Source organism: Amycolatopsis sp. cmx-4-54 (genome assembly GCF_046548895.1).
Lineage (GTDB): Bacteria > Actinomycetota > Actinomycetes > Mycobacteriales > Pseudonocardiaceae > Amycolatopsis.
The window spans coordinates 18,351-30,591 of sequence record NZ_JAEBEJ010000026.1 but is presented as its reverse complement, the minus strand read 5'-3'; the positions used below and the strand labels follow the sequence as shown (position 1 = coordinate 30,591).

The window sequence follows — 12,241 nt, the reverse complement described above, 5'->3', positions numbered from 1 at the left end:
GTTGCGAAAGCCACTTTCGCAACCTTCAACGTTGCGAAAGTGGCTTTCGCAACGCGATTGCGGGGCCATTTAGGTCACGTTCCGACCTGAATGGCCCCTACGGTCGCCTCATGACCGACATCGAGCAGTTCCGCATCGACATCCCGCAGTCCGATCTGGACGACCTGACCGACCGGCTGGCCCGCACCCGCTGGCCGTCGGCGCTGCCCGGTGCCGAGTGGAGCAGGGGCGTCCCGGTCGCGTACCTCAAGGACCTGGCCGAATACTGGCGAGACGGCTACGACTGGCGCGCGTACGAGAAGCGCCTCAACGACTTTCCGCAGTACACCACCGATATCGACGGTCAGCGGGTGCACTTCCTGCACGTCCGTTCGCCGGAGCCGGACGCGATCCCGCTGATCATGACGCACAGCTGGCCGAATTCGATCGCCGAGTTCCTGAACGTCCTGGGACCGCTCACCGACCCGCGGGCCCACGGTCTCGATCCGTCGCGTGCCTTCCACGTCGTCGCGCCGTCACTGCCGGGCTTCGGCTTCTCCCCGTTCCCCGAGCCTGCCGACGAGCGGCCGTGGGATATCGCGCGGGTGGCGCGGACCTGGGCGGAGCTGATGAGCCGTCTCGGTTACGAACGCTATGGCGCGCACGGGAACGACGCCGGAGCGTTGGTGACACCCTGCCTCGCGGTGCACGCGCCCGAGCACGTCATCGGCTCGCACATCACGTCCGGGCTCGGGGTGCCGACCGGTGATCCGGCCGAGTTCGAGGGGCTCACCGACCAGGATCAGGCGGATCTCGCGGGTCTGTTGGAGCGCTTCGAGGGCGGCAGCGGATACGCGCCGTACCTGACGAACAGGCCGCAGACGCTCAGTTTCGGCTTTCTCGATTCGCCGGTCGCGCAGCTGGCGTACCTGGTCGAGCGGTTCAAGGAGTTCGACGGCTGGCCCGAAGGCGCGGCGCCCGCCGAGCCGATCGACCGCGACCAGCTGCTCACCAACGCGACCCTGTACTGGCTGACCGGGACCGGCGGCACCTCGCTGTGGCCGTACTACGAGGGAGCGGCCGCGATGCCGATCGACCAGACCGCGGTGCCGACCGGCGTGTCCCACGGCGGGCCGTCCGCGCTGCGCACGATCGCCTCCCGCAAGAACGACATCGTGCGCTGGGCGGATCACGAGAGCCCCAGCCATATGGTCGCGATGGCCGTCCCGGACGACGTGGTGACCGAGCTCCGGGAATTCTTCGGGAATCTCGTGAAGTGATGTCGAGCGGTGGTCGTCGGCTCCGACCCAGGGACGAAGCTAGAGTCAAGCGACCCCTGTGGAGGATTTTGATGACCACCTCGTTCGAGACCGTGACCTCGGCCGACGGCACCCCGATCGCCTTCGATCGCATCGGGGCTGGCACCCCGGTGATCCTGGTCGGCGGCGCGTTCAACGACCGGACGACCGTCGCCGGCCTGGGCGCGACGCTGGCCCCGGACTTCACCGCGATCGCCTACGACCGGCGAGGGCGGGGTGACAGCGGCGCGGGCGCGGTCTATTCGGTGGAGCGCGAGGTCGAGGACCTCGCCGCGCTGATCGAGCACGTGGGTGGTTCGGCGGCGGTGTTCGGGCACTCGTCGGGCGCGGTGCTGGGGTTGGAGGCGGCCGCGAGAGGCGTCGCCATGACCAGCCTCGCCGTGTACGAGCCGCCGTACGTCGTCGACGACAGCCGTACGCGGCCCGCGGCCGACCTTTTCGACCGTGTCCGGGCCCTGATCGCCGACGGTGACCGCGACGGTGCGGCCGAGCTCTTCCTGGTCGAGGGGACGGCCACCCCGGCCGAGGTGGTGAAGGGCATGCGGGACGACGCGATCTGGGCGTGGTTCACCGGTCTCGCCCACACCTTGCCCTACGACCTCGCGCTCTGTGGTCCCGGCAACGTGCTGCCCGCGGAGCGGCTGGCCAAGATCGCGGTGCCCACGCTCGTCATCGACGGCGGGGAGAGCGACGTCTGGATGCGGGCAGGCACCCGCGCGGTCGCCGACACGGTCCCCGGCGCGCGCTACGCCACGGTCGAGGGGCAGGACCACGGCGTCCTCCACCAGCCGGACACCTTGCGCGACCTGCTCGCCGGGTTCCTCAGGTGACGACCTTCAGCGGTTCGGGGGACAGGCCCATCGCCGCGTAGTGGTCTCGTGCGGCGCGGGTCTGCCCCAACCCGGCCAACGCGCGGGCTTCCTGCAGCCGGTAGCCGATCCGCCTCGCCGTTTCCAGCGCGAGCCGGTGCTGACGCAGGCCCGTCGTCGTTTCGCCGAGCGCGAGGCAGGCGGTGCCCAGGCTGTTCGCCGCCATGGCCAGCAACAGCGGATGGTTGAGCCGGGTGAGGATCGCGCAAGCACGTTCGGCCTGCTCGCGTGCGTCGCCCGGCCGGTGGGCGAGCAGCAGGGCGTCGGCGAGGTCGATCCGGCTCCACGCCTCGCCGAACAGATAGCCGATGTCCCGCGCGGCGACGATCGAACGCTCGATGGTCTCGAAGGCTTCGTCGAAATGGCCGAGCCGGGCGAGGACGAGGCCGAGCTGGGCGGAACTCAGGATCGTGCCGCGGTCGTCTTCGCGCAGCGCCACCGACCGCCTGGCCGAGGCCAGCGCGTCGTCCAGGTCGCCGAGGACCTCTTGGGCGTTGCTGAGGTTGGTCCACAGCGTCGCGGCGGCGTCGGTGCTCCCGTCCGAGACGGCCAGGCCGTCCCGATAGAACCGGATCGCTTCGGTGTAGTGGCCGAGCATGCTGTGCAGGGCGCCCGCCCGGGACAGCGCGATCGCTTCGGCCGCGCGATCGCCGGATCTCCGGACGACGTCGAGCCGCTCCATAGCGCAGTCCATCCCCTCGGAGAGCCGCCCGTTCTCCCAGAACGCCAGGGTGAGGCCCGCCAGGCTCAGCTGGATCGCGTGCGGATCCCCGATCCGGCGGGCGGCGGCGATCCCGGTCCGCGCAACGGCGAGCAACTCGTCGAGGTACCCGCCTTCCCGAAGGTGTTCCGTGGTGTCTTCGGCGATCCGCCAGGCGTACTCGTCGAGACCGGCGTCGAGCGCGTGACGCGTCACCGCGACCAGGTTCGCCCGCTCCTCGCGGTACCAGCCCGGGCCGCCGCCGTCGCGGTAGTGATCGAGCAGCCTGGTCATCGCCGGACCCGATTCCTCGTCGCGCGCGACGCTGCGGGCGTGCTCGGCGATCAGGTCGTGGAACGCATAGCGGCCCAGCGCCGGCTGCCTGAGCAAGTGGGCGTCGAGCAGGTCCTCCAGCAGCCGTTCGGCCTCGTGTTCGCCGGTGCCCGCCAGCGCGGCCGCCGTGGGTACGCCGATGTCGGTGCCGGGATTCCGCCCCAGCAAACGGAACATGCGCTGCCGGGCGGCGTCGAGCTCCCGATAGGACAGTGCGAAGGCCGCGGCCACGTCGCGTCCGGCGACCTTCAGCTCGGCCAGCCTGTCGTGTTCGGAACCCAGCCGCTCGGCCAGGTTCTCCACGGTCCACTGTGGACGATTCTGCAAGCGGGCCGCCGCGATCCGGATCGCCAGGGGCAGATTCCCGCACAACGCCGCCACGCCCGAGTCGGGTCTTCCGCTCGCCGCCGCGAACAGGGCGCCCGCCTGTTCGTCCGGCAGGACTTCGAGACTGATCGACGCGGCACCATCGACCGCGGCCAGGCGGCTCCTGCCGGTGACCACGAGCGCGACTGTTGCGGAACCCGGCAGCAACGGCTTCAGCTGTTCGGCGCTCGCGGCGTTGTCGAGCACCACGAGCAGTGACCGGCCCGCCGTCCTGGCGCGCCAGAGTCCGGCCCGCCGGTCCGCGCCGCGGGGGAGCCTGCTCGCCGGGATGTCCAGCTGGCCGAGCAGCGCTTCGAGCGCGGCCTCGGGTGAGAGTGGTTCTCGGGCGGGGGAATGCCCGTGCAGATCCACGAACAGCTGCCCGTCGGGGAAATCGGCGGCGAGCCGGTGCGCGGCGTGAACGGCGAGCGAGGTCTTGCCGACCCCGGCCATCCCGTCGACGGTGACCGGACGGCCGAGCCGGACGGCGTCGAGCAGAAGGCCGATCTCAGCTTCCCTGCCGGTGAAATCCGGGACGTCGTAAGGAAGGAAACAGCGGGTCTTGCCGTATTCCGGCTCGTCGCGGAGGATCCGCTCGTAGCGTTCGCGCAACTTCGGCCCGGGTTCGATCCCGAGTTCCTCCACCAGCCGCGTCCGCGCCTTCCGGTAGACGTTCAGCGCGTCGGCCTGCCTGCCCTGCTGGTGCAGCGCGCGCATGAGCAACCCCGCGAACGGCTCACGAAGCGGGTGTTCGGCGACCAGTGCCGTCAGTTCCGCGACGGTGTCCTCCCCGGCGGAGATCTCCTCGTCGAGGCAACGCTCCACAACGGACAGACGGCGCTCGTCGAGTTCTTCGGCCTCACCCACGAAGCGTCATACTGTCCACACCGGACAGAGCAGGTCCGTGCCAGCACGCGAGTGCTTCGCGGAATTCGCCACGCGAAACGTGCTCCTCGAACGAGCGCAGATCGAAAGCGCGTGGGCGCAGGACGAAGCCGGGCCCTTCGGCGGTCAGGATGTCGTCCGAAGCGCCCTCGGCGATGAGAGTGCGTTTCAGCGCGGTGGTGAGATTGCGAATCTGCCGGATGGCGGTGGCGGGCGGGTCCTCGTCCCAGACGACGTCCACCAGCCGCGAGACCGAGACGACGCGATCGGCGCCGAGCAGCAGTGCGGCCAGGATCCGTTCTTGCCGTGAACCCGCCAGCTTCAGCGCCCGCGCGCCGCTGCGGCACTGCACCGGGCCCAGTATCCGAAACTCCATCGCACCCCCTCCCGCGAGGTTAACCGGCCGCCCGCCCGAGTCGGTGCGGAAGTGATGCAGCCGTGATGCGCCGTCCGGCGAACCTGCTGAGGACGGAATACGGGACGTGATGAGGAGAACCCCATGCGCAAGCGGTATTACGCGGTGTTGGCCGGGCTGGTCGTGGCGGCGGCGGGAATCGGCGTGCCCGCCGCGGCGGCGGCCAGTGATCAGCGGGCGGAGACGGAGCGGCAGGCCTGCCAGCGCGCTTTCGACCGCGCGGTCTGGGAGGACATGGACAGCTTCAACAAACGCGACGAGGCCCGCTACCGGGCGATCATCCACCAGGACATGGTGACCGTCGGGCGCCGGGGCCAGCTGTTCATCGGCTACGACGCCAACGTCGACCCGGTGGTCAACGAGCAGTTCAAGGTGCCGTACGAGTACAGCATGCCGTGGACGGTGACGCACACCGTCGTCGAGGACTGCAAGATGGGTTTCGCGATCCTCGACGCCTACTACAAGGTGCCGTCGCAGAACATCAACCGGCACTACACGATCAGCTTGACGCTGGTGCGTGAGCACGGCAAGTGGCAGGTCATCAAGGACACCGTGACCGACGTGGTGCCCTGAGGCGGCCGGGAGTGGTGATGGCGGTTTCGCGACATCGGCACCGGGCCTGCCTTCGAGTAGACCGCTTCGCCTTGCCGTCATCACCACTCACGAGGGCCAGCCCCTGTGGCTTCCGGTGCTCGCCGGTGCTGGGGTTCCACATCGACCGGCAGGGAACAGCGGGCTGACGGTGAACGGTCGATCACCACGTGTAGAGTTCATGACTCTTCCGAGCGTCCCGATTCCGGAGAGGGTTCTGTGAGAATGCCGCTCGAACCGGCCACGGCGGTACCTGCGACAGCGCCAAGATCGGTTACGCGACCTTCGCCGCGGACCAGTTCGATACCGGACTGTTCTCCGCGACGGAAATACCGAGGCGCGGCTTTCCCCTTACGTTCTGTCCGGTGCCGGACATTCGTCGGCCTTACCGTAGGGTGACCACCCGATTGGATGATCGGTGAACCGTGAGTACGGTTAGAGAATCGTGGAAGATGTTTCTCCACCACGGAATACGAAAGCGACCCCAGGACCGGCGGACGTGACTGCCCCACTTCCGGACGGCGATGAGTTCCCCGTATCGCCGGACGCCCCGAAGAGAACTTCATCCTCCGCATCCCCGAAGCGGAAGAACACCGCGCCGACCCGCGCCACGCTGGCCCGCAAGTGGGCCTACCTGGTCACCGGTACGGCGTACCTTCCGTATACCCACGCCCAGATCGAAGAGCATTTCGCCGCTCTGCTGGACGAGGTCTTCGCGGCGGTGCTGAGCGAAGACGCCGAGCCGGCGCAGGCCACCGCGGCCGGCGCGCGGCTCGTCGCGCTCAGATGCGTCGGCCCGGACAGCCTCCGCCGCACGATGGACGTGCTCGGCAAAGGGCTCTTGCACGAACCGGAGTTGCGGAGCGTGCAGTCGCTCCCCGAACGGGTGTTGCAGGTGCTCGGCGCGCTCGCGGCCGGTTACGGCGAGGCATTACGCGAGAGCATCCAGACACAGCAAGAGGATCTGAGCCGAACCATGGTCACGCTCGAACGTGAGACCCGGCGTGAACTGGTGCTGTCCCAGGCACGCTTCGAGCAGCTCTTCACCGGTTCGGCCACCGGCGTGGCCGTCACCAGGGTCGACGGCCGCGTCCAGCGGGTGAACCCCGCGTTCGCCGAAATGCTGAACCGGCCCGCCGCGGACCTGGTCGGGTTGAACCTCTACGACCTCGTGCACCCGGACGACGCCGACGGACTGCGCGAGGGTTACCGGCAGCTGCTCGAAGGCGAGAGTCAGCGGCTCGAGCTGTCGCGAAGACTCGTGGCCGAGGACGAGGAACCGACGTGGGCCGGTTTCACCGGCGCCGTCATCCGCGACCCGGCGGGCGAGGCCCAGCAGTTGATCACCCTGGTCGCCGGCGACACGGACGTCTCGCTGCTGCAGCGGCAGCTGAGCCGTCAGGCCCTGCACGACCCGCTGACCGGCCTGCCGAACCGGCAGTGCTTCGGCACCCGCGTGGAACGGGCGTTGCGGCACGCCGACCCGTCGTTCGGGGTCACGGTCTACCACCTCGACCTGGACGGTTTCTCCCTGATCGCGGGCGGGCTCGGCCAGAAACAGAGCGATGACCTGTTGAAGAACGTCGCCGCGAAGCTGCGGACCGTCGTCGGCGGAGAGGACGCGCTCGTCGCCAGGATCGGTGGCGACGAATTCGGCATCCTCATCCAGAACACCGCGGCCAGCCCGGACGTCGCCACCGTCGTCGGCATGATCAACCAGGAGCTCTCCGAGCCGGTCTACCTCGAAAGCGGCAGCGGGGTCGCGGTCTCGGCCTGTATCGGCGTCGTGCACCGGCCACCCAGGGACATCGCGCCGAACGAGCTGCTGCGCGTCTCCGGGATGACACTGCGCCGGGCTCAGGCCAACGGGTACCGCCAGTGGGCGCTGTCGGACTCCGCGCTCGACACCAGGGAACGGCACGAGTTCGGCCTGGCCGTCTCCATGGCGGGTGCTTGGGAGACCGGCCAGATCGAGGTCGGCTTCCGGCCGCTGACGTGGCTGGCGGACAGCAGGCCGGCGGGTATCGAGGCGCGGCTCGCGTGGAACCACCCGCGGCACGGCCGGATCGGTCACGACACCTGCGTCCGCTTCGCCGATGAGACCGGTCTCATCGTGCCGCTGGGCGAATGGCTCATCCGCACCGCCTGCGAGGAGTCGGACGATCGGCTCCCGATGGTCGTGGGTCTGACCCCGCACCAGGTCGCGGATCCCGATCTCGTCGGCTCGGTGCGGACCATCCTCGCCTCGACCGGACTCGGGCCGTCACGACTGCGGCTGGGCTTCCCCGCCGGGGCCGTGCTCGCCGAACTCGGCGAGACCGTCGACAACCTGCATCTCCTCGCCGAGATCGGGGTGGACGCGGAACTGCAGGACTTCGGCGCGGCCGGTGACGTCGTCTGTCTCGTTGACGTGCCCGTGCGGACGGTCCGGATCGCGCCCCGGCTGGCGGAGCGGCGGACGGAACCGCTGGCGGAGCATGCGCTGCGGAACCTCATCGACACCGCGACCATGGCGGGCGCGACGGTGATCGCGGACGGGATCGACTCGACCGGTGACGCCGGATGGTGGCAGACCGCCGGGGCCCACATCGGTGCCGGACGGTATTTCGGTTAGGCCGTTCGGCCGAGTTACGGGTTCGGTTAGGCCGTTTGCCGCAGCGGAAGGCGCTAAGTTACCCGAGGGTTGACGTTCGCGGGCGGATTGGGCAACATCCCAGGTCCTCACCCCGCACCTCGGAGGCATGCACATGCAGGTAGGCCCGAGGCGTGCCGGGCGTTTCAACGCGCCCGTGGTCGTCTTGAGCCTGTTGCTGGTGATCGCGCTCGGCGCCTGGTGGGGCGTGGACTATTTGCGGGCCCGGTTGGCGGGCAACGGTTGTGACGCGCTGACGCCGGTCGAGATCACCGCGGCGCCCGACGTGGCACCGGTGCTCACGCGGCTCGCGAAGACCGTGCCGCAGGAAGAATGCTTCAGTGTCAACGTGACCGCGCGCGAGTCGGCCGAAGTCGCCGATCTGCTCGGGACCACCGCCTCGGGCGGCCCCGACGTCTGGGTTCCCGAGTCGAGCACGCTGTTGTCGCAGGCGAGGGACGCCGGCGCGTGGAACCTGCCGGAATCCGGTCAGTCGGTGGCGAATTCCCCGGTGGTGCTGGGACTTCCCGACGAAATCGCGCGGCGGTTCGGCTGGCCGGGGAAGGCTCCCTCCTGGCAGGAGATCCTCGACGGCTCCCCGGTCGGGATACCGGATCCGGCGCGCGATCCGCTCGGCGTCGCCACCCTGCTCGCCCTGCGGAAGCTGACCGAGAAGGAACCCGATCCGGCCGCGGCCTTCACCGCCGTCATGCGAAAACTGAACCCCGCGTCGGGGCAGGCCCCGGCGACCGAACAAGCGGTACTCGCGCGGAATCTGGTGGCCGCGTACCCCGGTGTCCCGGTGCAAGGGTTCGACTATCCGTATGTCGTGCTGCCCAAGGCATCCGAAGCGTCGAGGGCAGCGGCGGAACGTTTTCTGCGGCTGCTGCTCGATCCGCTCGCCGGGAGCATCTTCGCCGACGAGGGATTCCGGGCACCCACCGGTCAGTTCGCCGTGCCGCGGGCGCGGGACAGCCGGACCGACCCGGCGCCGTACCCGCCGGGGCCGCCGCCGGTCACGGACCTGTACGCCGCGCTGCAGGCCTGGGCGGGGACGAACCTGAGTGCCCGGGTCCAGGTGCTGCTCGACGTCTCCGGCTCGATGGCCGCGGCCGTGCCGGGTACGGGGAAGAGCCGCATGGAGCTCACCCTGCAGGCCGCGACGCAGGGGCTCGGACTCTTCAAACCCTCCACGGAGCTGGGTTTATGGCTGTTTTCGACCAAATTGGACGGTGACAAGGACCATCGGGTCCTGTTGCCGATGAAGACCATCGCCGAGCAGAAGTCGTCGGGCGGGGTCGAGCGGCTGCAAGCCGTGCGGCCGAAAGCCGGTGGCGCGACCGGGCTCTACGATTCGATCCTCGCCGCGTACCAGAACGCCAGGCAGAACTGGAAACCCGGCCGGATCAACCTGGTCGTCGTCCTCACCGACGGGCGCAACGAGGACAGTGAGACGATCGGGCTGCCGCGCTTGCTGGAGGAACTGGGCAAACTCCAGGACCCGAGGAAACCGTTGCCCGTCATCGGGATCGGCATCGGCCCGGATATCGACGCGTCGGAACTTCGGCAGGTTTCCACCGCCACCGGCGGGGATTCGTTCACCACCCCCGATCCGAGGAAGATCTCGGACGTCTTCTACCAGGCGTTGAGCAAGATCATGTGCCAGCCGCCGACCTGCAAGAATTGAGGCGATCTTGGCTCTCCGGGGGAAAAGACTCTCGCCGGTCACATCGGTCGCGTTCGCCGCCGGTGTGCTCCCCTTCGTGCTGCACGCGTGGGCCGCCATGCGCGGCAGTCTCGCGCAAGACGATTTCGTCATCACGTATCACGCCGCGAAGTCGGGCCCGTTCGACTTCGGTTACTTCTTCCAGGATTACCACGGTCATCTCGCGCCGGGCGGTTTCCTGCTCGCCGACGTGCTGACCGCGTGGGCGCCGTTGAACTTCGCCGTGCTGATGGCGCCGGTCCTGATGATGCAGGCGGCGTCCTCCGTGCTGCTGTGGGCGGTGCTGGTGCGCTGTTTCGGGCGCCGGTGGGGGATTCTCGTCCCGTTCGCGATGTTCACGACGTCGACCTTGCTGCTCGTCCCGACGTTGTGGTGGGCGTACGCGATCCAGATCGCGCCCGTGCTGCTGGCCGCCACCGCCGCCCTCCACGCGCACGTACGGTATCTCGCCGACGGCGGGCGCTGGGCGATCGCCACCGTGGCCTGGACCGTGTTCGGGCTGGCCTTCTACGAAAAGGCCGTGTTCATCCCGGTCCTGATCGCCGGGATCACCGTGCTGCTCGGGATTTCCCTGCGCCGCCACCTCGTGCTGATGGGTGTCCTCGCCGCCGTTTTGGCGGGCTACGCCGTCGTTTTCCTGGCCTTGACGACGAGTCAGGTCGGGCAGGGCGGCGGCGCGGTCACCGTCGGCACGGTCGCGGACATGACGGGCCGGATGCTCGGCGACACCCTGATCCCCGGACTCCTGGGTGGGCCATGGTCGGGACCGGGACCCGGCGCGACGTTCGCCGCTTCACCCGTGGCGGTGCGGATTCCGCTGTTGCTCCTGGCCGTCGCGGTGCTGGTCGCCGGGATCCGCGTGGGCGGGCTCCGGGCCAGGAAGGCGTGGCTGCTGCTGGGCTTGGTGTTCGTGGCGGACATCGGGCTTTCGGCGGCCACCCGGCTCACCGAGGTCGGCCCGGAACTGGGCAGCGATCCCCGCTACGTCGCCGATCTGGCGCTCGTCGTCGCGCTGTGTCTCGCTTTCGCCTTTCTGGAACCGAAACCACTCGGCCGGCCTTCGGATACCGTGCCGTCCACGGCGAAACGGCCGATCGCCCTGGCGTTGTGCCTTGCCCTGATCGCGAGTTCGGCCGTGGGGTTCTCCCGGTTGGCGCCCGGACTGCGGTTCGACCACTCCCGGGAGTTCCTCGCCAACGCGCGGGCCTCGATCGACCGGGAACCCGACCTCGTGTTGTTCGACACGGCGGTGCCGAATGACGTCTTGCACGGGTGGTTCGGGGAAAACGCGCGCACGTCGCGAGTGGTGGGCCTGATCCCTGGTTTCCTGTTCGACCAGCCGACGAGCCGGATGTCCCTTTTGGACGATTCGGGTACCGCGCGGACGATCACCGGTGTGGAACCGGTTTCCCGTGGCGTGCCCGGCCCGGTGGCGGGCTGTGGGTACGCCGTCGGGGAACAACTGGTCCGCGTTCCGTTGGACACGCCCGTTCTCGGCCGTCACCTGCTGCGGATCGACTACTTCACCTCGGACGGCGGCGAAGGGTTCGTGGACCGCGACGGCGCCCGTGTGCCGGTGTGGTTCCAGCCCGGCCTGCACACGATGTACCTGCCGATCGAGGGCCTGTTCGACAAGATCGGCTTTCAGCTGTCCGCCAAGGGTGCTCCGGTCTGTCTCGCGAAGGTCGAGGTCGGCAAGCCGCTCACTCAGTAGGGGTCGTACGGGCTGTCGTGGCCGAATACCCTCGCCACGGGAGCCAGCCGGAGCCGCAGCAGGATCTTGATCCCGACGTTGCGCAGGAACCACGGCAGTTGGGCGAGCACGCGGAGCCTGTCCTTGACCGACGGCGGGGAGAGCCGGAACCGGGCCAGCGACGTCGCGCGGTCGAGGTAGGTGTAGCGCCGTCCGAAGAGGACTTTCGCGATCGTGCCGAGGGTGACGCCGATCGACGAAAAGCAGTCGTGGACCAGGATTTCCCGGCCGGCGGTCAGGTTGGCCGACCAGCGCAGGTCGTCGGTGTAGGTCCAGTAATCGTGTTTGCCGTCGATGTAGAGCAGCTGGATCGGACGGTCCCAGCCCGGGCGGAGCTTCGTGCTGTACTCCGCCACCAATTCCACGACGTCCTCGACGCCCGCCTTCCGCAGGTTCGCCTCGAACCGTTGGCGTGTCGGCGATCCACCGAACAGGCGACCATCGACGAACGGGTCGACGGCGACCACCCGCGCGCCGACCGTACGGGCGGCGCTGGCGAGCACGATCGTCGAACGGCCCTGGTGGCTGCCGATTTCGACCACGAGGTCACCCTTGTCCAGCCGGCACGCCGCGTTCCACAGGGCAAGGCCCTGCTCCCGCGTCATCCAGCCCTTGACGGGTTCGGCGAGCGACCACGCTTCTTCGAAACCGTCTGTCATAGGGCGCATAGTAG

General features: G+C 69.0%; 9 protein-coding genes. 6 read left to right on the top strand and 3 right to left on the bottom strand.

The window, feature by feature from the left end; all coding sequences use genetic code 11:
• Window positions 1-110 precede the first annotated feature (110 nt).
• Entirely contained in the window at window positions 111-1,259 is a 1,149-nt protein-coding gene (locus ACLJQ7_RS42490; RefSeq protein ID WP_410653853.1) for an epoxide hydrolase family protein, read from the top strand.
• 71 nt (window positions 1,260-1,330) lie between these two features.
• A complete protein-coding gene (locus ACLJQ7_RS42485) occupies window positions 1,331-2,128 on the top strand; it encodes an alpha/beta fold hydrolase (RefSeq protein WP_410653852.1) in 798 nt (265 codons plus the stop codon).
• Here ACLJQ7_RS42485 and ACLJQ7_RS42480 read toward each other — a convergent pair.
• Entirely contained in the window at window positions 2,121-4,433 is a 2,313-nt protein-coding gene (locus ACLJQ7_RS42480; RefSeq protein WP_410653851.1) for an ATP-binding protein, read from the bottom strand. The genes ACLJQ7_RS42485 and ACLJQ7_RS42480 overlap by 8 nt on opposite strands.
• Complete coding sequence (locus ACLJQ7_RS42475; RefSeq protein WP_410653850.1) at window positions 4,426-4,827, bottom strand: AfsR/SARP family transcriptional regulator; 402 nt, start codon at window positions 4,825-4,827, stop codon at window positions 4,426-4,428. The genes ACLJQ7_RS42480 and ACLJQ7_RS42475 overlap by 8 nt, the downstream gene beginning before the upstream one ends.
• A gap of 123 nt (window positions 4,828-4,950) precedes the next feature.
• Here ACLJQ7_RS42475 and ACLJQ7_RS42470 point away from each other — a divergent pair, with 123 nt between their 5' ends.
• From ACLJQ7_RS42470 to ACLJQ7_RS42455, 4 genes are all read left to right on the top strand, one after another.
• Entirely contained in the window at window positions 4,951-5,439 is a 489-nt protein-coding gene (locus tag ACLJQ7_RS42470) for a hypothetical protein (protein ID WP_410653849.1), read from the top strand.
• Between the two features lie 517 nt (window positions 5,440-5,956).
• Window positions 5,957-8,071, top strand: coding sequence for an EAL domain-containing protein (locus ACLJQ7_RS42465; protein ID WP_410653848.1), 2,115 nt, complete (start codon window positions 5,957-5,959; stop codon window positions 8,069-8,071).
• A gap of 133 nt (window positions 8,072-8,204) precedes the next feature.
• Entirely contained in the window at window positions 8,205-9,776 is a 1,572-nt protein-coding gene (locus tag ACLJQ7_RS42460) for a substrate-binding and VWA domain-containing protein (RefSeq protein WP_410653855.1), read from the top strand.
• 7 nt (window positions 9,777-9,783) lie between these two features.
• Window positions 9,784-11,529: a hypothetical protein gene (locus ACLJQ7_RS42455; protein ID WP_410653847.1), complete on the top strand. Its 1,746-nt coding sequence runs from the start codon at window positions 9,784-9,786 to the stop codon at window positions 11,527-11,529.
• Here ACLJQ7_RS42455 and ACLJQ7_RS42450 read toward each other — a convergent pair.
• Window positions 11,523-12,227, bottom strand: coding sequence for a class I SAM-dependent methyltransferase (locus ACLJQ7_RS42450; RefSeq protein WP_410653846.1), 705 nt, complete (start codon window positions 12,225-12,227; stop codon window positions 11,523-11,525). The genes ACLJQ7_RS42455 and ACLJQ7_RS42450 overlap by 7 nt on opposite strands.
• Window positions 12,228-12,241: the final 14 nt, after the last annotated feature.

Excerpts from the sequence above, each read along its gene's own strand:
- ACLJQ7_RS42450 (WP_410653846.1), bottom strand. The coding sequence starts at position 12,227 with ATGACAGACGGTTTCGAAGAAGCGTGGTCGCTCGCCGAACCCGTCAAG.
- ACLJQ7_RS42485 (WP_410653852.1), top strand. The coding sequence starts at position 1,331 with ATGACCACCTCGTTCGAGACCGTGACCTCGGCCGACGGCACCCCGATC.
- ACLJQ7_RS42490 (WP_410653853.1), top strand. The coding sequence starts at position 111 with ATGACCGACATCGAGCAGTTCCGCATCGACATCCCGCAGTCCGATCTG.
- ACLJQ7_RS42460 (WP_410653855.1), top strand. The coding sequence starts at position 8,205 with ATGCAGGTAGGCCCGAGGCGTGCCGGGCGTTTCAACGCGCCCGTGGTC.
- ACLJQ7_RS42470 (WP_410653849.1), top strand. The coding sequence starts at position 4,951 with ATGCGCAAGCGGTATTACGCGGTGTTGGCCGGGCTGGTCGTGGCGGCG.
- ACLJQ7_RS42475 (WP_410653850.1), bottom strand. The coding sequence starts at position 4,827 with ATGGAGTTTCGGATACTGGGCCCGGTGCAGTGCCGCAGCGGCGCGCGG.